21 protein-coding genes are annotated in these 19,007 nt (G+C 57.2%); 10 read left to right on the top strand and 11 right to left on the bottom strand.

From position 1 onward, the window contains the following. Window positions 1–142: 142 nt before the first annotated feature. Genes DHN12_RS11165 through DHN12_RS11155 form a run of 3 tightly spaced genes read left to right on the top strand, consistent with a single transcriptional unit; the run spans window position 143 to window position 1,991 of the window. The gene (locus DHN12_RS11165) at window positions 143–571 is read left to right on the top strand and encodes a VOC family protein (RefSeq protein WP_108860271.1); all 429 of its coding nucleotides are present in this window, start codon (window positions 143–145) and stop codon (window positions 569–571) included. Further along, complete coding sequence (locus tag DHN12_RS11160) at window positions 568–1,272, top strand: DUF1194 domain-containing protein (RefSeq protein WP_108860270.1); 705 nt, start codon at window positions 568–570, stop codon at window positions 1,270–1,272. Before DHN12_RS11165 ends, DHN12_RS11160 begins: the two co-directional genes overlap by 4 nt. Beyond that, complete coding sequence (locus DHN12_RS11155; protein WP_108860269.1) at window positions 1,269–1,991, top strand: DUF1194 domain-containing protein; 723 nt, start codon at window positions 1,269–1,271, stop codon at window positions 1,989–1,991. The genes DHN12_RS11160 and DHN12_RS11155 overlap by 4 nt, the downstream gene beginning before the upstream one ends. On the opposite strand, the gene DHN12_RS11150 is transcribed toward DHN12_RS11155, so the two are convergent. The 3 genes from DHN12_RS11150 to DHN12_RS11140 all read right to left on the bottom strand — a co-directional run bounded on the left by DHN12_RS11150 (window position 1,992) and on the right by DHN12_RS11140 (window position 3,213). Continuing rightward, on the bottom strand, window positions 1,992–2,489 hold the full coding sequence (locus tag DHN12_RS11150) for a MarR family winged helix-turn-helix transcriptional regulator (RefSeq protein ID WP_199913498.1): 498 nt from the start codon (window positions 2,487–2,489) through the stop codon (window positions 1,992–1,994). Between the two features lie 77 nt (window positions 2,490–2,566). Further along, complete coding sequence (locus tag DHN12_RS11145) at window positions 2,567–2,785, bottom strand: succinate dehydrogenase assembly factor 2 (protein ID WP_108860430.1); 219 nt, start codon at window positions 2,783–2,785, stop codon at window positions 2,567–2,569. Between the two features lie 35 nt (window positions 2,786–2,820). Next, the gene (locus DHN12_RS11140) at window positions 2,821–3,213 is read right to left on the bottom strand and encodes a helix-turn-helix domain-containing protein (protein ID WP_058274142.1); all 393 of its coding nucleotides are present in this window, start codon (window positions 3,211–3,213) and stop codon (window positions 2,821–2,823) included. 91 nt (window positions 3,214–3,304) lie between these two features. Between DHN12_RS11140 and DHN12_RS11135 the strand changes: the two genes are divergently transcribed. Together DHN12_RS11135 and DHN12_RS11130 are read left to right on the top strand one after the other, a co-directional pair. Next, a complete protein-coding gene (locus tag DHN12_RS11135; protein ID WP_108860267.1) occupies window positions 3,305–4,507 on the top strand; it encodes a pyridoxal phosphate-dependent aminotransferase in 1,203 nt (400 codons plus the stop codon). Between the two features lie 10 nt (window positions 4,508–4,517). Further along, window positions 4,518–4,919 (top strand): hypothetical protein, encoded by a 402-nt coding sequence (locus DHN12_RS11130; protein WP_108860266.1) that lies wholly within the window; start codon window positions 4,518–4,520, stop codon window positions 4,917–4,919. An 11-nt stretch (window positions 4,920–4,930) separates the two neighbouring features. On the opposite strand, the gene DHN12_RS11125 is transcribed toward DHN12_RS11130, so the two are convergent. Together DHN12_RS11125 and ppk2 are read right to left on the bottom strand one after the other, a co-directional pair. Continuing rightward, complete coding sequence (locus DHN12_RS11125) at window positions 4,931–6,295, bottom strand: MATE family efflux transporter (protein ID WP_108860265.1); 1,365 nt, start codon at window positions 6,293–6,295, stop codon at window positions 4,931–4,933. Window positions 6,296–6,400: 105 nt separating this feature from the next. After that, window positions 6,401–7,324 (bottom strand): polyphosphate kinase 2, encoded by a 924-nt coding sequence (ppk2, locus tag DHN12_RS11120; RefSeq protein WP_108860264.1) that lies wholly within the window; start codon window positions 7,322–7,324, stop codon window positions 6,401–6,403. Between the two features lie 126 nt (window positions 7,325–7,450). Between ppk2 and DHN12_RS11115 the strand changes: the two genes are divergently transcribed. Next, window positions 7,451–8,326 (top strand): alpha/beta fold hydrolase, encoded by an 876-nt coding sequence (locus tag DHN12_RS11115; RefSeq protein ID WP_108860263.1) that lies wholly within the window; start codon window positions 7,451–7,453, stop codon window positions 8,324–8,326. A gap of 6 nt (window positions 8,327–8,332) precedes the next feature. On the opposite strand, the gene DHN12_RS11110 is transcribed toward DHN12_RS11115, so the two are convergent. Then, complete coding sequence (locus DHN12_RS11110) at window positions 8,333–8,941, bottom strand: carboxymuconolactone decarboxylase family protein (protein ID WP_108860429.1); 609 nt, start codon at window positions 8,939–8,941, stop codon at window positions 8,333–8,335. A 190-nt stretch (window positions 8,942–9,131) separates the two neighbouring features. On the opposite strand from DHN12_RS11110, the gene DHN12_RS11105 reads away from it, so the two are divergent. The 4 genes from DHN12_RS11105 (at window position 9,132) to DHN12_RS11090 (ending at window position 13,115) form a co-directional block, all read left to right on the top strand. After that, window positions 9,132–9,686 (top strand): hypothetical protein, encoded by a 555-nt coding sequence (locus tag DHN12_RS11105; protein ID WP_108860262.1) that lies wholly within the window; start codon window positions 9,132–9,134, stop codon window positions 9,684–9,686. Between the two features lie 159 nt (window positions 9,687–9,845). Continuing rightward, window positions 9,846–11,804 (top strand): DNA topoisomerase IV subunit B, encoded by a 1,959-nt coding sequence (gene parE, locus DHN12_RS11100; RefSeq protein WP_108860261.1) that lies wholly within the window; start codon window positions 9,846–9,848, stop codon window positions 11,802–11,804. Then, entirely contained in the window at window positions 11,801–12,589 is a 789-nt protein-coding gene (locus DHN12_RS11095; RefSeq protein ID WP_108860260.1) for an NYN domain-containing protein, read from the top strand. The genes parE and DHN12_RS11095 overlap by 4 nt, the downstream gene beginning before the upstream one ends. 244 nt (window positions 12,590–12,833) lie before the next feature. Then, window positions 12,834–13,115, top strand: a complete 282-nt coding sequence (locus tag DHN12_RS11090; RefSeq protein ID WP_108860259.1) for a hypothetical protein — start codon at window positions 12,834–12,836, stop codon at window positions 13,113–13,115. A gap of 18 nt (window positions 13,116–13,133) precedes the next feature. Here DHN12_RS11090 and DHN12_RS11085 read toward each other — a convergent pair whose 3' ends face one another. From DHN12_RS11085 to DHN12_RS11065, 5 genes are all read right to left on the bottom strand, one after another. Then, a complete protein-coding gene (locus tag DHN12_RS11085; protein WP_108860258.1) occupies window positions 13,134–13,904 on the bottom strand; it encodes an alpha/beta hydrolase in 771 nt (256 codons plus the stop codon). Window positions 13,905–13,972: 68 nt separating this feature from the next. Beyond that, on the bottom strand, window positions 13,973–14,812 hold the full coding sequence (locus DHN12_RS11080) for a DMT family transporter (protein ID WP_108860257.1): 840 nt from the start codon (window positions 14,810–14,812) through the stop codon (window positions 13,973–13,975). A gap of 74 nt (window positions 14,813–14,886) precedes the next feature. Continuing rightward, on the bottom strand, window positions 14,887–16,032 hold the full coding sequence (locus DHN12_RS11075) for an iron-containing alcohol dehydrogenase (RefSeq protein ID WP_108860256.1): 1,146 nt from the start codon (window positions 16,030–16,032) through the stop codon (window positions 14,887–14,889). Window positions 16,033–16,099: 67 nt separating this feature from the next. Continuing rightward, window positions 16,100–17,482 (bottom strand): aldehyde dehydrogenase family protein, encoded by a 1,383-nt coding sequence (locus DHN12_RS11070; protein WP_108860255.1) that lies wholly within the window; start codon window positions 17,480–17,482, stop codon window positions 16,100–16,102. Window positions 17,483–17,613: 131 nt separating this feature from the next. Next, window positions 17,614–18,975 carry a glutamine synthetase family protein gene (locus DHN12_RS11065; RefSeq protein WP_199913497.1) on the bottom strand — a complete coding sequence of 454 codons (1,362 nt, stop codon included), beginning with the start codon at window positions 18,973–18,975 and terminating at the stop codon, window positions 17,614–17,616. Between the last annotated feature and the right edge of the window lie 32 nt (window positions 18,976–19,007).

Below are 19,007 nucleotides of genomic sequence, written 5' to 3'. Positions count from 1 at the left end.
CTATATATCGGCAATTCCCAGACCGGAACCGCGACATGTACACCAATCGTCGCAATTTCCAAATTGTGTCCACCCTGCCCCTCGACACGCTTGGCCCGCGCGCTAAGCTGCAGCCCATCACCTGAATAGAAAGGAAGCCACAATGGGGCTGACATATCTTCACACCATGGTTCGCGTGAAGGATCTGGAGAAGTCGATGGAGTTCTACGAACTGCTGGGCCTTAAGGAAACCCGCCGCTATGACAGCGAACAGGGTCGGTTTTCGCTGATCTTCATGGCCCCTCCGGGACAAGAGGATCGGCCGATCGAGCTGACGCATAACTGGGATGGGGATGACACCCTGCCCAGCGACAGCCGTCATTTCGGACATCTCGCTTATGGGGTCGACAACATTTATGAGGTTTGCCAGCACCTGAAGGACAACGGCGTCGTGATCAACCGCCCACCGCGTGACGGGCGTATGGCGTTTGTGCGCTCACCCGACAATATCTCGGTCGAGCTGCTGCAAAATGGTGACGCGTTGGAACCGGCCGAGCCCTGGGCCAGCATGGAAAGTGCCGGTCACTGGTGATCCGCTGGCTGATAGCATTGGGTCTGGCCGCTTTGGCCAGCCCCGTTCGGGCCGAGACCTGTCGCCTTGCGCTGGCGCTAGCCATGGATATCTCGACCTCGGTGGATGAGAATGAAGACGTTTTGCAGCGGCAGGGCCTGGCGGCTGCATTGATCGCACCAGAAGTGGTTGAGGCGTTTTTTTCCTCGCCCGCACCGGTCGCGCTGGCCGTGTATGAGTGGAGCGGCCGCACCACCCAACGCGTTATTCTGAACTGGACCATGATCAACACCGAGGCCGACCTGCTGGTTGCCGCCTCAACGGTGCAGCAATCTGTTCGTTCGGATAGCGGTTCGGCCACGGCAATGGGCTATGCCTTGGCATTTGGCGCAACCTTGATGCAGCAAGCGCCGCCCTGCCTGTTCAACACCATTGATCTGTCAGGGGATGGCTCAAACAATGACGGCTATGGTCCGGACTCGGCATACCGGCACTTTCCCTTTCAAAACGTCGTGGTCAACGGGTTGGTGATCAACGCTGCGGACTTTGAAGGAGAGCTGTTTCTCATACCGTTCTTCGAGAACAACGTTCTGCACGGTCCTGGCGCGTTTCTTGAAATCGCACAAGGGTTCGAGGATTTTGAGCGTGCGATGCGCCGCAAGCTTGAGCGTGAGCTGAAAGGGTTGCAGATCGGTGCGTTGAAGGAGGGTGCACATCAATGATCCGCCTCCTGGCCGCGATATTTGCCATGTTCGCCAGCGCCGCTGCGTCGGAATGCAGGCAAGCACTGGCGTTGGGGCTGGACGTGTCCGGTTCGGTCGACAGCGCCGAGTATAGGATGCAAACCGGCGGTCTGGCTGCGGCCTTGCAACGCCCTGAAGTTGTTCAACTGATCCTGTCCGACATCGGCGCGCCTGTGCGATTGGCAATCTACGAATGGAGCGAGACCCGCCATCAACGCATGTTGGTAAACTGGACTGAGATCCGCACGGCACAAGATCTTGCACGGATCAGCGACCAATTGAAGACCGTCGCGCGTGGTAACGCACCACAGGGCACGGCTGTTGGGTCGGCAATGCGGTTCGGAGCCAATCTACTGTCACAGCAACCGAATTGCTGGAAACGCACATTGGATCTGTCAGGGGACGGCAAGCACAATCTGGGCCCTCATCCACGCAGCGTGAAATCCGAACTGGAAAACACCGGCATCACGATCAACGGGCTCGTGATCGGCGCAGACGATCCCAGTCATGGCGACAAACGCTATGTCCAGGTCGGTGAGCTTTCCGCCTATTACAACACATGGGTTATTCTGGGGCCCGGAGCCTTCGTCGAAGTCGCTTTGGGCTTTGAGACCTATGAGGACGCGATGACCCGAAAACTGATACGCGAACTGGAGGGGCTAACCCTGTCCGACGCCACAGATTCCCTGCGCCCCTGATCAATAGATGTACCGGATTTGGTCCGTCCAATACCGCTCGACCCGACGCAGGGATGTGGCGATGTCGTCGATGCCTTCCAGCCCCAACACGCCCCGATTTTGCAGCCCCTCAGCGTGGCGCGAAAACAGCTCGGATACGACATCGCGTATTTCGCGACCGCGTGGGGTCAATCGAACCCTTACGGAACGGCGGTCGATCTCGCATCTTTGATGGTGCATGTACCCCATTTCGACCAGTTTCTTCAGGTTGTAGCTGACGTTGCTGCCCTGATAATACCCACGACTTTTCAGTTCGCCCGCGGTGACTTCATGGTCGCCGATATTGAATAAAAGCAAGGCCTGCACGGCGTTGATTTCCAACACGCCAACACGCTCAAACTCATCCTTGATGACGTCCAATAGCAACCGGTGCAACCGTTCCACCAAGGCAAGTGCCTCAAGATAGCTGGTCATGAACCCTTTGGTTCCCGGCGCGGAGACCTGCATTTCCATACTCATCCGATCCTCCGATTCAGTCGCGCTGTTTAAGGCAGGATGAATGGAAATCCCGAGAATCGGTTAAGCCGGGTTTTCTTTTATTTTTGAAAGGTCTGCGCGATGTCCGATATCAATTCGGAATAGGTTTCGGGCGGCTGCACCTGCCCTGTGACCCACTGATAAAGATCCTGATCGTTTTCGTGCAGCAACGCATCATAATTATCCAGATCCGACGGCTCCATGGCCGTCAGATTTCGGTCAGCATAGGCCGACAGGATCAGATCCATTTCCTTGATCCCACGCCGCATGGATCGCATCTTCAGCCGCTTTATACGAACGTCCCGTGGTTCGTTCACCGACCCTGCTCCAGCATCAGACGCACCCTTTTCTCCAGCTTCGCGGCCCGCTCGGCGCTGGCGCGCATTTCACCGCGAATGGAACGCAGCTCAGCCACGACATCCGCAAGCTCGGGTGCGCCCTCTTCCGCTTCGACGGGGGCATCCATGCCTTCGCCTTCACCGGTCAGCAACCACATGATCGACACGTTGACCATGCCTGCCATCATGGAAAGACGGTTCGCGCGCGGCTCGGACAGATCATTTTCCCAGGCTGCAATTGTTGTCTTTTTCACGCCCAGCCTGCGGGCCATCTGGGCCTGGGTCATACCAGCCGCTTCGCGTGCCCCTGCCAGCCTGTCCCCGAATGTCGCAGAGTCCGGTCCGTACCAGTCATTCTCGTCGTTCATCGGGCTCTCCAATTCCATTATTCATATCGCTTGATCGTCATTCGAGCGCACCCTATGACAGTCAAGCTGAACATACAAATCGAGGCCGACCATGAGTTTCCTTTCTGCGACACTGTCACGCGTGAAGCCATCGCCCACCATTGCGATAACCGCTAAAGCGGCCGAATTGAAAGCTGCAGGGCGCGATGTCATCGGCCTAAGCGCGGGCGAGCCCGATTTCGACACTCCGCAGAACATCAAGGACGCAGCAGTAGCGGCCATCGCAGCCGGGAAGACCAAATATACTGCGCCTGACGGCATCCCAGAATTGAAACAAGCGGCGTGCGCCAAGATGAAGCGTGACCACGGCTTGGATTACACGCCCGCGCAGATTTCGGTCGGCACCGGCGGCAAGCAAACCTTGTACAATGCCCTGATGGCCACGATGAACGAGGGCGATGAGGTTGTGATCCCTGCACCCTATTGGGTTAGCTATCCCGACATGGTGCTTTTGGCCGGAGGCACTCCGGTAATCGCGGAAACTTCGATCCAGACCAACTTCAAACTGACTGCAGATCAGCTTGAGGCTGCGATCACGCCGAAGACCAAGTGGCTTATCTTCAACTCACCGTCGAACCCGACCGGTGCAGGCTACAGCCGTGAAGAGCTGAAAGAACTAACCGACGTCCTGATGCGCCATCCGCATGTTTGGGTCATGTCCGACGACATGTATGAACATCTGGCGTATGACGGGTTCGAATTCTGCACACCGGCGGAAGTTGAACCCCGCTTGTATGACCGGACGCTGACCTGCAACGGTGTTTCCAAGGCCTACGCCATGACTGGGTGGCGCATAGGTTACGCGGCAGGACCGGTCGAGGTCATCGCCGCCATGCGCAAGATCCAATCGCAATCAACTTCGAACCCCTGCTCGGTCAGCCAATGGGCGGCGGTTGAAGCACTGAACGGCACTCAGTCCTTCCTGGCCCCCAACAACGAAACGTTCAAACGCCGCCGTGATCTGGTTGTTCGCATGCTGAACGAAATCGACGGCATCAGCTGCCCAACCCCAGAGGGCGCGTTTTACGTCTATCCATCCATTGCCGGGCTAATTGGCAAAACTACCCCCGCAGGCACTGTGATCGACTCGGATGAGGCTTTTGCGACCGCATTGCTGGAAGAGGTAGACGTGGCCGTCGTGTTCGGTGCGGCCTTTGGCCTGTCGCCAAACTTTCGGGTCAGCTATGCGACCTCGGACGAGGCGCTGACCGAAGCTTGCACCCGCATCCAGCGCTTTTGCGCATCGTTGACTTGAGTAAGCGCAAATGACGTCGGAACTGCCCGAATATTATTTCCGCGTTCGCGAGAATGGTGCGGCGGTTTTCAGGATCGACACTGAAAACCGCCAGCGCCGGATCGAGATGGATCAGATCGCGGTCATCAACATCCGCAATGGCGAGGTGAAACCGCAAGGCCAACGCACGTTGTCCGACGCCGACAAGGCCGAGATTGCCCGTTGGATGGAGGCGCGAAAAGCGTTGCTGGCCCAGCGCGACATCGACGACATTCACCGCGCGGTTGATTATCTGAACCTCACCACGCAATGGGCGCAATCCAAGGCGACACCAGAGCAGCTTGAGGACGTAACCGACCGGTTGCTGCTGGCCATGCATGATCTACGCTCTGTCCTGGTGCGAAAAAAGGCAGACCGCTTCGGCAAAGACTGACCCGCCGAATCTTACTCGGCGGGCACACCGACCTCGCGGACGGACCGCATCCAGAACCGCGCCATCAGCATAACCGCTGCGCAGGCCAGGCCCAGAACAAGGCCCAGCCAGACTCCGATTCCATCCATGCCCAACACGAAGCCAAAGTAATACGACGACGTGATCCCCACGCCCCAATAGCTGAGCGCGGCCATGACCATCGGGATCTTTGCATCCTGCAAACCACGCAGGAGGCCAAGCGCAATGACCTGTGCCCCGTCCACCAATTGGAACAAAGCCGCCATGGCCAGCAGACCTGTACCGATCTTCAGGATTTCCGGACGCTGCGGGTCATCCGGTTCCATGAACAGGGAAATCAAAGGCTCGGCATAGACTAGAAACAGGATGACAGTCAGGACCGAGATCACCAAAGACATCCCCGTCACCGCAATCGCGCCGCGTTCCAGATGTGGCCTATCTTTCCGGCCCAACGCGTTCCCTGCCCGGATCGTCGCAGCGTTTGACAGCCCCAGATGCACCATGAACGTCGCGGATGCCAAATTAAGTGCAATGCCATGTGCCGCCAGTGGAACCTGACCCAGCCAGCCCATCATGATCGCTGACATTGCGAACAGGCTGACCTCGGACAGGGTCGTCAGGCCAATCGGGACGCCCAGGCGGAGAACGCTCAGAAACATCTCCCAGTCCGGACGCCAGAACCTTTGGAACAGGCTATGTTCGGGCAAAACGCGCATGGCGTAGATCACCACGCAAACCAACGATACGACCTGAGTGACAACCGACGCGATGGCGGCGCCCATCACACCCAGCTCAGGGGCTCCCCAATTCCCGAAGATCAAGGCATAGTTGGTAAACGCGTTAACCACCGCCGCCGCCACAGTGATCCAGAGCACGATCTGGGTCCGCTCTAACGCGGCCAGATAAGATTTCAACACCATGACCAAAAGCGCCGGAATCAGGCCCCACCCGGCGACCCTTAGGTACTGGGACGCAGTCTCGGCGACCTGCGGGTCCTGCTTCAACGCGAGAAAAATTGGGTAGGACCACCAGAGCATTGGCATCATGACGGCCGCATAGATCAACGACAACCACAACCCCATGCGCGTTGTACGGCGAATACTTGTTTCGTCTTCTTCAGCCGCAGCCGTCGCCACCATTGGCATAACGGCCAAACCGAATCCGGCCCCAAACAGGAACAGCACAAAGAAATAGCTGCTGGCCAGGGTCACGGCGGCCAGCGCCTCGACACCGTACCAACCCAGCATGACCGTATCCGTCAGCCCAATTGCAAATTGGGCCAGGTGCCCGCCGATCAGCGGCAGGCCCAGCACAGAAATGGCCCGAAAGTGGCCACCATATGTCATCACCTTACTCATCCGAACAGCCTTATGCCCGGCCCGAGGCCGGGACAAGAGGCGAACGGCGAAATTTCAGCTTGAGACTACATCCGCAGGTTCAAATGTTACCTGAGAGGACTACTGTCACACCGTTTCAGGATGCAGTGAATTGCCCAGAATATGTTCCGAATGCTGGATCACGTGATGCGCCTGCCCGACGATCAAAGGATCGGGGCTGTCGACGATTTCATGGTTCTTGTCCGGATAATCCAGAGTGGACAGGAAGTGGCGCATGCAATTCAGGCGCGCGCGCTTTTTGTCGTTCGATTTCACGATGGTCCACGGGGCATCGGCTGTGTCGGTGTAGAAAAACATCGCCTCCTTGGCCTCGGTATAATCGTCCCATTTATCAAGGCTGGCCTTGTCGATCGGCGACAGCTTCCACTGTTTCAGAGGATCGGTTTCGCGGCTTTTGAACCGGCGTTGCTGTTCGGGTTGCGTGACCGAAAACCAGTATTTGTAAAGTTGGATGCCCGAGCGCACCAGCATCCGCTCCAGCTCGGGCGTTTGACGCATGAACTCGAGATACTCGTTGGGTGAGCAAAATCCCATCACCCGTTCAACCCCGGCGCGGTTGTACCAGGACCGGTCGTAGAAAACCATTTCGCCGACCGTGGGCAATTCCTGAACATAGCGCTGATAGTACCACTGCCCCTTCTCTTCCCAGGTGGGCTTGTTCAGGGCAACTACACGCGCTTGGCGTGGGTTCAGGTGCTCCATGAATCGTTTGATCGTTCCACCTTTGCCTGCGGCATCCCTGCCCTCGAACAGCAGGACAAACCGCTGGCCGGTTTCCTGTGCCCAATGTTGTACTTTTAGCAATTCTGCCTGCAGTTGCGCCTTCTCCGCCTCATAAGCTTTGCGCGCCATCTTGCGATCATAAGGATATTTGCCGCTTTCAAAGGCCTGACGAATTCTCTCGGGGCTTGGCTCGGTCGGTGAGGTTTTGGCTATCGCCGACAGGTTGGCAGGGTCTTGCACATTATCGATCTGCGTCACTACTTCCATCCAAATTCTCCTTGTCTCACTGTCCGGGAAAACGCCTAGCAGTCGGGTTAAAAACACGCTTTGATTGGTGTCAAACTTTTACATCTTTCTGGGCGTGTGCTTCAGGTACAACAAAGGGCTTCGGCTATGGAAAACAAGTTCATTGATCTTAACGGCCAGAGGTTCCTACTGCGCAGCTGGGGCGCCCCCGACCTTCCGCCCTTGTTGATGCTTCACGGGTTTCCCGAATATGGCGGCGCGTGGCAGGACCTGGCCCCGCATCTGTCTTCCCACTTCTATTGCATCGCCCCCGATCAACGCGGTTACGGGCAAAGCTGGGCGCCAGAGGGCGTCGGCCATTATGCCCTGTCGCGACTGGTCTCGGACATGGTGACGCTGATCGAGGGGCTCGCCCGTCCGGTTTGTGTTCTTGGCCACGATTGGGGAGCGTCCGTGGCCTATGGTTTGGCCATGTTCCGCCCGGATCTGGTGGACCGGTTGATCATCGCCAACGGCGTGCATCCGGCGCCCTTCCAACGGGCCATGGCCGCAGGAGGGGCGCAATCCGAGGCTTCGCAATACATCAATGCCCTGCGCGCACCTGACGCGGCAGAGCGTTTGTCGGCGGACAATTTTGCCAAGCTCGAACAGTTTTTTCGTTTTGGGATGGGTACAGACTGGCTGACGGACCAGAAAATGCATGTCTATCGTACAGAATGGGCCCGGCCCGGGCGGCTGGAGACTATGCTGAACTGGTACCGCGCGTCACCGCTGGTGGTTGCGAAACCCGGCGCACCGCGCACGGATCTGCCAAAGTTGCCAAAGGACCGGTTGATGGTTGGCTGCCCCCACCTGTTGCTGTGGGGGCGTGAAGACAAGGCGTTGCTACCAGAATCGACTGAGGGGTTGGAAGACTACGCACCCGATCTGGCGCGCATCGACATTCCGAACGCTGATCACTGGCTGCACCATCAACAGCCCGAAGCGGTGGCGCAGGCAATCATGGGCTGGATTGCGCGCTAAATCCGGTTACCGGTGCCCCCAATCCGCCGGGTCATCCGAGTTGTTGGGCGACAGGCCCAATATGTCACCATCTGTGGAACACCCCAGCCCCAAAACGGTCCGGTTCGCATAAGAGAAATACGCGCAGACCTGATTGATTTCGAGGGTCTCACCATCGTCCCATCCGGCAGTGCGCAGGGCTTCCACGTCTTGCAGTTTCAAGTCCGCCGGGGTCTCGGTCAGTTTGCGCGCGTAACGCATGGCCTCAATCTGAGCCGCATCCAACGGGGCCTCCTCTGGCGTGTCAGCCTCAATCGCCGCACGAATTGCCTGACTACGCTCCGGATCGCCCAACAAGCGCTGCAGGCCACTGTAATGGTGCTCGACACAATAACTGCATTTGTTCAGCGCGCTGACCCACACGCCCAGCACCTCAAGAAACCATTTCGGGATCGTGTTGGACGAATGGTGCAGCACGTTCTTGTACATGGCCATGTGGCCTTCCATCGAATGTGGCCGCAAGGAATGCACCATCATGATGTTGTCGACATTGTTGCCGGGGCCAGTAACACGGTCGTACAGTTTCCTGAGTTTTCCTGTTGCTTCATCAAAAGGGATAGTTCTGATCCAGCTCATCTCTTTGCCTCCCGTATCCATTTGCTTTTGCAGCCAAACCTAAACAGAATGCAGAAACAATGCGAGACCTTGACGGGCACGTTTACCTGGAACATTTCACGTGACTGCAATGAGAACGCTCTGGGCATCCTCCACCGCCACCTGATAAAGAACTACCGACACCCCGTTTCACTATATATATTTTCCAGCGATGCGCCTTCCTCTGCTCTTGTTTGTCCTGTCAATCTGCGGCCTGTTCGCGGCACTGTTCCAACCTGCTCTTTCTGATTGGGTAATGGTCGCAGGGCTTTGCACCGTCGCAAGCGCGATATTGCTGCTTGGAAAATGGTTGCGCAGATCGAAAGCCCCGAAGAACTGGGCCGTGGTTGATGGATCAAATGTTTTACACTGGCGAGAGGGCGTTCCGGACATTGCCACCGTGCGCGAAGTTGTCGACGCTTTGACCGCCTCCGGCCTAACCCCTGGCGTCGTGTTCGATGCAAATGTCGGCTACAAAATCTCAGATCGCTACATGAAGGACAAAACTCTTGCCTCACTGCTTGGGTTGCCCGTTGACCACGTTATGGTCGCACCCAAAGGAACGCCAGCCGACCCGCTTGTTCTACAGGTCGCTCGTGACCTAGGGGCTACCATTGTCACAAACGACCGTTTTCGCGACTGGGTTGACGATTATCCGGATGTGCTACAGGCCAAAGAGCTTGTGCAGGGTGGCTATCGGAATGGGGCTCTCTGGCTGGCGTTGTGACCGTGGGTCCCGCCAAGTCAAACATGTAGCGTGTCAACTTCAGTTCCCCATCGGGGCGCATCAAAGCCGACAAACCGCACACAACACTTCGCGCGCCCCTTCCCCCGGACCACATCCCCTGCCATAATGGGACCAAACCCAAAAACAAGAGCAGCACCCATGCCCGACGATCTGTTGACGCCAGAAGCGACCAATACCTATGACGCCTCCTCGATCGAGGTGCTTGAAGGTCTGGAACCGGTCCGCAAACGCCCCGGCATGTATATCGGCGGCACGGACGAACGCGCGCTGCACCATATGGTCGCCGAAATCCTCGACAACTCGATGGACGAAGCGGTCGCAGGTCACGCCAACCGGATTGAGGTTGAGCTGCACGCAGATTACGCCCTGACTGTGCGCGATAACGGGCGCGGTATTCCGATCGATCCGCACCCCAAGTTTCCGGACAAATCCGCGCTTGAGGTGATCCTCTGCACTCTGCACGCAGGCGGTAAGTTCTCGGGCAAGGCCTATCAGACCTCGGGCGGTCTGCACGGTGTGGGTGCATCGGTTGTTAATGCGTTGTCAGATTCCATGGTTGTACAGGTGGCGCGGGATAAGCAACTTTATGAACAACGCTTTTCGCGTGGTGTACCACTGGGTCCGGTCGAAAAGGTTGGCGCAGCCCCAAACCGGCGCGGCACCACCGTGACATTCCACGCGGACGAAGAGATCTTCGGCCACCACAAGTTCAAACCGGCGCGGCTGTTTAAATCCATCCGCTCCAAGGCCTATCTGTTCTCGGGCGTCGAAATTCGCTGGAAGTCCCATATCGACGACGGCGAAACGCCAACCGAGGCCAGCTTCCACTTTCCCGGCGGGCTGTCGGACTACCTGAAGGAAACGATGAACGGCTCGTCCACCTATGCCGAACAACCTTTCGCAGGCACCGTGGACTTTCGTGAAAAGTTCGGCGCCGCCGGCAAGGTCGAGTGGGCGATCAACTGGACACCCTCGCGCGACGGGTTCATTCAGTCCTACTGTAACACCGTCCCCACCCCCGAAGGTGGCACTCATGTCGCCGGGTTCTGGGCAGCGGTCCTCAAGGGTATCAAGGCGTACGGCGAACTGATCAACAACAAGAAGGCCGCGCAGATCACCCGCGACGACCTGATCACCGGCGGCTGCGCACTGGTGTCTTGCTTTATCAGTGAACCGGAATTCGTCGGCCAGACCAAAGACCGCCTCGCCACGGTCGAAGCACAGCGGTTGGTAGAGAATTCGGTCCGCGACCATTTCGATAACTGGCTGGCCGCGGACACGAAATCCGCCGGTGCAATTCTTGATTTCCTCATTCTGAGGTCCGAAGAACGTCTGCGCCGACGCGCCGAGAAAGAAACACAACGTAAGTCCGCCACTAAAAAACTGCGTCTTCCCGGCAAGTTGGTGGACTGTTCTAGTTCAACACGCGATGGCACAGAATTATTCATCGTCGAAGGGGATTCTGCGGGCGGCTCGGCCAAGATGGGTCGCAACCGCAAAACGCAAGCCCTTTTGCCCCTGCGCGGCAAGATCCTGAACGTGCTGGGCGCGGCCAGTTCCAAGCTGGGCACCAATGCCGAGATCAACGATCTGACGCAAGCGCTGGGTGTCGGTCTTGGCACCAAGTTCAATGTCGACGACCTGCGCTATGACAAGATCATCATCATGACCGACGCGGATGTGGACGGGGCGCATATCGCGGCGCTGTTGATGACGTTCTTCTTCACTCAGATGCGCCCGATGATCGACACGGGCCACCTGTACCTGGCCTGCCCGCCCCTGTATCGCCTGACCCAAGGCGCCAAACGCGTCTATTGCCTGGACGAGGCTGAGCGGGATGAGTGGCTTGAAAAAGGTCTGGGCGGCAAAGGCAAGATCGACGTCTCACGCTTCAAGGGTCTGGGTGAGATGGACGCCAAGGACCTGAAAGAAACCACGATGGACCCGGCATCCCGCAAACTGATCCGCGTCACCATCGACGAGGACGAACCCGGCGAGACCGGCGATCTGGTCGAGCGCCTGATGGGTAAAAAACCCGAACTGCGGTTCCAGTACATTCAGGAGAACGCGCGGTTTGTGGAGGAGTTGGATGTTTGATTCTAGAAAAAAAGGGGGCTTTGAATCATATCCCAGTTGATACCCCCCACAGGACCCCTCATTTTGCGTTTGTCGATGCCGACAATATGCAAAAGAGTTTTGAAAGAAAGCTGAAGGATTTCGGCGTAGACGAAGAACATCTTTCACAGTTTAGTTTCGTAAGTCTTTTCAAACAACTATTGCACGATAGAATCTACTTTTACTCTGCCGCAAAAAATCCCGAAGAGCTCCCTGAGTGGTTGAAAGAGATTCGGGCCCAAGAAGGGTTTGTTCTAAAACTCGGTGTCCTTACTCAAAAAGGTAGGTCAAAAAAACAAGAAGGCGTGGATGTCAAACTTGCAATTGATGCCACTAAGCTGGCTTTTACATCAACAATGAAAACCTGCACACTCTATGGTGCAGATGGCGATTTTATTCCTCTGGTGGAAGCACTAAGCGATGCGGGGTGCATTGTTAACGTTGTCTCTTTTAATGACCCTTCACAAGGAAGGGTCGCACCGAGGCTACAAGCCGAAGCGGACAGCTATAAACGAATCGATGGACCTTGGCTCTACAAAACTGGCGGGTTTCGATTTGCGGTTTCGGAGTCAGGAAACTTAATCCACGGGCAGATGGGTGTCGAAGCCATAGATATTCATGGAGAACATGTCTCACTTCAAAAGCGAGCTGGAAATTGGTTAGCACTAGTCAATGATAAATTAGCGCCCATAGTCTATAGCTGTGCCAGTCGTGAGCAGCTCATTTTCTGGTTGAAGATGCACACTGAAAGACTAGGAGGTCTATAAGTTAACAGCCAATTGAGAGTTATTCCTTCCCAATACCGGACTTGGAGCGCGTTTATGGTGCTAAATCTCATGGGTTAAGTAACTTAAGCGATACGCTTCCACAACGACTCCCCAAACACCCCCCTTGCCTAACCCGTTGATCCCGTTCACACTTGCGCGCAATTGTCATCCAAGAACAAATTCTGAGGATCCGAGCGTCCAAGACCCAATTTGAACGAACAAATTTTTCGAACGGGAGGACGACATGAAATCACTAACCCTCGGGCTGGCCTTTGCCTTGTTGGCCAGTCAGGTAAGCGCGCAGCAGTCGCTGATCGGCGCGTCACCGGTTCCGGTCGGGGCAGAGTTACGGTTCTGCTATTACAACGGCCTCGCTTATTCGGTGGACGCCTTTGTTGTGATCTCTGGCAACAACACCGTGACCGAAACGTCCAGTACGCGCGAAGAACACCTTCTGCGTTGTATCAAAAGCGGCGACGGTGTCATGAAGTGGAAACCGGAGAGCGGTATTCAGGTCAATCGTTGAATTGAAAGGTCGGGCCGCCTAACCCACCTTACCCTTTAGCCAGTCCGCGATCTGGCCGGCGGGATGCTCCCAGCCGGGCTCCATGAACAGGAAATGCGCGTGGTTTTTCACGGGCATAAACGTCGCGCGATCCCCGTACAGATTGGCCAGAGCACGGCAGGTGTCGGGGTTGACGGCGCGATCCTCGGTGCCCGAGACGATCAGCACCGGGCAATCGACCTTGTCGATATCAACCTTCATCGCGTGGTGATCGTCGAACATCCAAAAGAACATCTCGAACATCACCCGCCCGCTCTCTGCACCCAGCTGGTCGAACACCTCATGCTGCTGCGCCTCGGGCATCTTGTTCAGCGCAAAAGGGGCCATCAGGTCGAACTCGACATGCATGGGTTGTTTCCAGAACGCCCCGCCCTCCATCAGCGCGCGCGGGATGGCGCGCTCATCGTCGGTTTCGGGCAAGGTGCCCCACGGCGCGTTCGGGTTGATCAGGACAATAGCACTGGCCAACTCGCGCGCGGCCACTTGCTGCGCCACAACGCCCGCGATGGCATGGCCGAGGATGACCGGCTTGCTGTCCAAGCCCTGCACGAGCTCGGCAATATCATTGGCATAATCCGCGACACTGGTATCCGTAAGTCCGGGTTCAGGTTCGGCCGTGGGGTCCCCACCATGAAAGCGCAGCGCAGGGGTGTGCACCGTCCAGCCGCGCGCGCGGAAGAAACCCGCGTAGTCCGCCATACACCAAGGTCCGGCAAAGGCCCCATGGATCAGAACAATCTCTTTGGTCATCAATACGCCCTCTCGTCACTTGCCCCCACTATGCGAGACGACAGGCGCGCGCGGCAAGGCCGCCGGGATCAGACCGACAAACCGATCAGGGCAACGCCAACGGCCATCAGTAGGGCCGCACCAAGGCGACGCATCCAGTTGCCTTCATGCAGGAAGATAAACCCTATCAACGCAGCGAAGATCACCGAAGTCTCGCGCAGTGCTGAAACCGCACCCAGTGGTGCGAAATTCTTGGCGTAAAGCACCAGACCATAGGCCGTCATCGACACCAGCCCGCCCAGGATGCCGATCATCCAGACCTTTGCAGGAAGGCTGGCCAGTGTGTCCCGCTTTTTGATGCCAACGAACCCGGCGATGAACAGGTGCAGAAACGCGCCCCAGGCCCAGTAGCTAAGCGTATTGCCCGACAACCGCACGCCGATGCCGTCCACAACTGAATAGATCGAGATGCAAAACCCCGTACCCAGTGCAAACCACAGCGCCCAGCGCCCGACGCCGGACCGCAAGGCACTCCAACTGCTGAGCTGAATACCAAGCGCGATCAACGCAATCCCGCCCCATGCCTGCAGCGGCAGAACCTCGCCCACCAGGATCATCGCCCAGAGCGAGACCAACGCAGGCACGATACCGCGGGCGATCGGATAGACGACGCTCAGATCCCCATGCTGATAGGCTTTTCCTAGCATGTAGTAGTACCCAAAATGCACGACGGTCGAGATCAGGATATAGGGAAAGCTTTCAGCACTGGGCAGAGGCAGCAGCAGGATCATCGCTGTCGCAGGGATGACATGCCCAAATGCGACAAGACCCAAAGTGGTCGTTCGGTCGGCGGCTGTTTTGACGATGGCGTTCCACACCGCATGCAGCAACGCAGCCGTCAAAATGATGGCGATGACAAACAGAGTCACGTCCGAACCTTTCGCGCAGAGAGAACCGGCCCAAGATACGGGCCGGTTTCGTTACTTGCACAGAGCAAGACCGATCACAATGCAGCCTTGAACAGAGCGGTCAGATTGTCCTCTGTCAATTCGATTGGGTTACCACCACAAGACGGATCGATGATCGCGCCTTGCACCAGTTCCGGGATTGCAGCTTCGGTCACACCCAGTTCGGACAGCCTAGTTGGGATACCCAGCGAGTCGTTGAACGACTGGACAAAACCGCGGACGCCATCAAAGCCGCCATCAATTCCCAGATAGGCTGCCGCCGACTGAAACCGATCAGCAATAGCTGGCGCATTGAACTCCAGCACTGTCGGCATGCAAACCGCGTTGGTGGTGCCGTGGTGAGTGTTGAAAACCGCGCCAATCGGATGGCTCATGGCGTGGATCGCGCCTAGGCCTTTCTGAAAGGCGGTAGCCCCCATGGCTGCCGCGCTCATCATCTGCGCGCGGGCCTCGATATCCGTGCCATCTGCATAAGCGCGTGGCAGGTACTCCTTGACCAGCCGCATACCTTCCAACGCAATGCCGTGGCTCATCGGATGATAATGCGGGCTGGAATACGCCTCGACACAATGCGCAAATGCATCCAGACCTGTGCCCGCCGTGATGAACTTGGGCATGCCAACTGTCAGCTCGGGGTCGCAGATCACCACGGTCGGCAGAACCTTGGGATGGAAAATAATCTTTTTTGCGTGGGTTTCGGAATTCGTGATGACACTGGCGCGCCCGACCTCGGACCCGGTCCCGGCTGTGGTCGGCACAGCGATAATCGGCGCGATGACATCGGCATCGGCGCGAGTCCACCAATCGCCGATATCCTCGAAATCCCAAACCGGGCGCGTCTGCCCTGCCATAAAGGCAACCATCTTGCCCAGATCCAACCCGGAACCGCCGCCAAAAGCGATCACGCCATCATGGCCGCCCGCATTGTAGGCCGCGACCCCTGCCTCAAGATTTTTTTCGTTCGGGTTCGGATCCACATCGCTGAACAGCCCGCGCCCCAGCCCTGCGGCCTCCATGATATCCAGCGTCGCCGCGGTGATCGGTAGATCGGCCAACCCTTTGTCGGTGACCAACAACGGCATTTTCATACCAGCGGCAGCACATGCCTCGGGCAGTTCCTTGATGCGGCCTGCGCCGAATTTGATAGCGGTCGGATAGGACCAGTTTCCAACAAGTGACATGTCAGGTTTCCTTTGTGATTTGCGACCTGCCCGGCCGAGGGGGTCTGAACCGGGCAGGCCGTTGCCCTTAGCCCGTGACCTTTTTCAGGTGGTAGGATTTAGGACGTGTCAGGTTGTGATAGCCAATGACGGACAAACCGCCGCCGCGGCCGGTATTCTTGCAGCCAGTCCAACAAAGACCCGGATCCAGATAATCGGCGCGGTTCATGAACACGGTTCCGGTTTCGATCGCATCGCCCACGCGTGCGGCCCGGTCTACATCGCGGGTCCATAGGCTGGCGGTCAGACCAAATTCACTGTCATTCATCAAGGCGATGGCTTCGTCGTCCGAGGACACTTTCATAATGCCGACCACGGGGCCGAAACTCTCGTCCTGCATCACCCGCATGTCATGGGTGACGTTGGTCAGGATCTGCGGTGTCAGATAGGCCCCGCCATCGTCTTCGGGGAACGTGCCGATATGAGCCACCGCCCCGACCCCAACGGCCTCAGCAATCTGCGCGCGCACTTCTTTGGCAAAGCGCACATTGGCCATCGGGCCAATCGTTGTATCGCTGTCCAGAGGATTGCCCAGCTTATAGCCTTTCACTACATCGACTGCCTTGGCGACGAAGTCGTCATAAAGGCTTTCGTGAACATAAATCCGTTCAATCCCACAACAGCACTGGCCCGAGTTGAACATGGCACCATCGATCAGCGTTTCGACCGCTGCATCCAGATCAGCGTCATCCATGACATAGCCCGGATCCTTGCCACCCAGCTCGGTACCAACACCGGTGAATGTCCCAGCAGCCGCGCGCTCCATCGCTTGGCCACCACCTACTGACCCGGTGAAGTTCACAAAGTCGAACGCATTGCCTGCGATCAGGTCATTGGTCGTGTTATGGCTCAGGAAGACATTCTGAAACACATCTTCGGGTATACCCACGGAATGAAACGCTTGCGCCATGCGCTCGCCCACCAGCAGCGTCTGCGTGGCATGTTTCAGGATCACTGTGTTCCCCGCGATTAGCGCCGGGGCCACTGTGTTGATTGCGGTCATGTAGGGATAGTTCCAGGGCGCCACCACAAAGACCACGCCATGCGGAGTGCGCTTGATATAGCGTTTGAAGGTTTCATCTTCGCCCACTGCGATATCAGCCAGAGACGCCTCGGCAATCTGAGCCATATGGCTCGCACGCTCGTCAAAGCCGCCAAACTCACCGCCATAACGTACCGGACGCCCCATCATATGCGCCAACTCGGGCACAATCTCGTCATTCATCGCCCCAACCGCAGCCACGCCTGCCATGACAAGATCAATACGTTCCTGCAACGGTCGCGCCGCCCATTCTGCCTGTGCCGCCCGCGATCGCGCTGCCGCTTCAAACGCTGCATCCCGTGATAGCACTTCACGTTCAGCAAAAACCGATCCATCAATCGGCGAGACACATTTCAACATCTGCCCCATATCCACTCCAATTCCGAAAGAAACAGGATCCCTGCTTCATCTGGCCACAAATATCCTTTGGGGGCTGCCATTGGTGCGCCATTGGTTCGAGCGCCAATGGCGGCGGGCAAAGCCCCCAGCCGGACCCAATCTCAAGCCCGCTCAAACCCCCGGGCAATTTCCCAATCCGTCACAACCCGCTCGAATTCCTCGATCTCGACTTCCGCCGCGCGGGTATAGTGTTCGACCACCTCATCGCCCATGGCAGCCCGCAGCATCGACGACCCGTGCAACGCATCCCGTGCTGCGCGCAAATTGCCGGGGATCATGCCGGTGTCACCCTGATAGACATCACCGGTGGTGGGCGATTGCAGTTCCAGGCCTTCTTCAATACCGGCAATCCCGGCGGCCAACATGCCAGCCATCGCCAGATACGGGTTCATATCTGATCCCGGAATACGACACTCAACCCTTACGGCCTTCGTCCCATCGCCGCAAAGACGGAAGCCAGCCGTACGGTTGTCCACCGACCAGATAATCCGTGTCGGCGCAAAGGTACCCTTCATGAACCGCTTGTAGCTGTTGATGTAGGGGGCCATGAAATAGGTATAGTCAGCGGCATATTTGAGCAGACCCGCCATATAGCTTTTCATCAGCGCCGACATACCCAACGCGTCATCCGCATCATAAAACGCTGGCTTGCCATCCGCCCAAAGCGACTGATGCACGTGGGACGAGCTGCCCACCTTGTCACGGTGCCACTTCGGCAGGAATGTCGCCGCGTGACCGTGTTGCCAGGCGATCTCTTTCACCGCGTTCTTGGCGATCGAGTGGTATTCGGCCGTGTCCATCGCCGGTGCATATTTGATGTTCAGCTCTTCCTGCCCGGTCTCGGCTTCGCCCTTTGAGTTCTCAACCGGAATCCCCGCGTTCCACAGATGGTTGCGGATTGGGCGCATCACATGTTCTTCCTTGGTGGTCTGAAGGATGTGATAATCTTCGTTATAGCCCGAGATCGGCTGCAGATCGCGGAAGCCTTCCTTGCGGATCGCATCGAAGCTCTTCTCAAAGAGGAAAAACTCCAGCTCGGTGGCGCACATCGCGTCATAGCCCATGGCCTTCAGCCGGTTGACCTGCTTCTTCAAAATAGACCGAGGCGCGTGTGGAACCTCATCATGGGTGTGGTGATCCAGCACATCGCACATCACCATTGCGGTGCCTTCCAGCCACGGCACCGGGCGCAAAGTGCTGAGATCCGGCTTCATGACATAATCGCCATAACCCCGCTCCCAACTGGTCGAGGCATAGCCGTCGGGTGTCGCCATCTCCAGATCTGTGGCCAGCAGGTAGTTGCAGCAATGTGTCTCTTCCCATGCGCCCGCCACGAAATGGCCTGCGTGAAACCGCTTACCCATCAGGCGGCCCTGCATGTCCACCATGCAGACCAGCACCGTGTCGACCTCGCCCGCCTCGAATTTGGCTTTCAGATCAGCCAAAATCGCTTCATTGCCCATCATTGGTATCCTTTGTCACTTACAGAGACCCC

Source organism: Ruegeria sp. Alg231-54 (assembly GCF_900143525.1).
Lineage (GTDB): Bacteria > Pseudomonadota > Alphaproteobacteria > Rhodobacterales > Rhodobacteraceae > Ruegeria.
The sequence above is the reverse complement of the archived record's forward strand: the minus strand, read 5'-3'. Positions and strand labels throughout refer to the sequence as shown.

What these genes read in the sequence shown, in the direction of transcription:
- DHN12_RS11075 (WP_108860256.1), bottom strand. Translation starts at nt 16,032, where the DNA reads ATGTCACTTGTTGGAAACTGGTCCTATCCGACCGCTATCAAATTCGGC.
- DHN12_RS11125 (WP_108860265.1), bottom strand. Translation starts at nt 6,295, where the DNA reads ATGAGTAAGGTGATGACATATGGTGGCCACTTTCGGGCCATTTCTGTG.
- DHN12_RS11115 (WP_108860263.1), top strand. Translation starts at nt 7,451, where the DNA reads ATGGAAAACAAGTTCATTGATCTTAACGGCCAGAGGTTCCTACTGCGC.
- ppk2 (WP_108860264.1), bottom strand. Translation starts at nt 7,324, where the DNA reads ATGGAAGTAGTGACGCAGATCGATAATGTGCAAGACCCTGCCAACCTG.
- DHN12_RS11130 (WP_108860266.1), top strand. Translation starts at nt 4,518, where the DNA reads ATGACGTCGGAACTGCCCGAATATTATTTCCGCGTTCGCGAGAATGGT.
- DHN12_RS11065 (WP_199913497.1), bottom strand. Translation starts at nt 18,975, where the DNA reads ATGGGCAATGAAGCGATTTTGGCTGATCTGAAAGCCAAATTCGAGGCG.
- DHN12_RS11135 (WP_108860267.1), top strand. Translation starts at nt 3,305, where the DNA reads ATGAGTTTCCTTTCTGCGACACTGTCACGCGTGAAGCCATCGCCCACC.
- DHN12_RS11150 (WP_199913498.1), bottom strand. Translation starts at nt 2,489, where the DNA reads ATGAGTATGGAAATGCAGGTCTCCGCGCCGGGAACCAAAGGGTTCATG.
- DHN12_RS11145 (WP_108860430.1), bottom strand. Translation starts at nt 2,785, where the DNA reads ATGCGATCCATGCGGCGTGGGATCAAGGAAATGGATCTGATCCTGTCG.
- DHN12_RS11110 (WP_108860429.1), bottom strand. Translation starts at nt 8,941, where the DNA reads ATGAGCTGGATCAGAACTATCCCTTTTGATGAAGCAACAGGAAAACTC.
- DHN12_RS11155 (WP_108860269.1), top strand. Translation starts at nt 1,269, where the DNA reads ATGATCCGCCTCCTGGCCGCGATATTTGCCATGTTCGCCAGCGCCGCT.
- DHN12_RS11070 (WP_108860255.1), bottom strand. Translation starts at nt 17,482, where the DNA reads ATGGGGCAGATGTTGAAATGTGTCTCGCCGATTGATGGATCGGTTTTT.
- parE (WP_108860261.1), top strand. Translation starts at nt 9,846, where the DNA reads ATGCCCGACGATCTGTTGACGCCAGAAGCGACCAATACCTATGACGCC.
- DHN12_RS11165 (WP_108860271.1), top strand. Translation starts at nt 143, where the DNA reads ATGGGGCTGACATATCTTCACACCATGGTTCGCGTGAAGGATCTGGAG.
- DHN12_RS11105 (WP_108860262.1), top strand. Translation starts at nt 9,132, where the DNA reads ATGCGCCTTCCTCTGCTCTTGTTTGTCCTGTCAATCTGCGGCCTGTTC.
- DHN12_RS11085 (WP_108860258.1), bottom strand. Translation starts at nt 13,904, where the DNA reads ATGACCAAAGAGATTGTTCTGATCCATGGGGCCTTTGCCGGACCTTGG.
- DHN12_RS11140 (WP_058274142.1), bottom strand. Translation starts at nt 3,213, where the DNA reads ATGAACGACGAGAATGACTGGTACGGACCGGACTCTGCGACATTCGGG.
- DHN12_RS11090 (WP_108860259.1), top strand. Translation starts at nt 12,834, where the DNA reads ATGAAATCACTAACCCTCGGGCTGGCCTTTGCCTTGTTGGCCAGTCAG.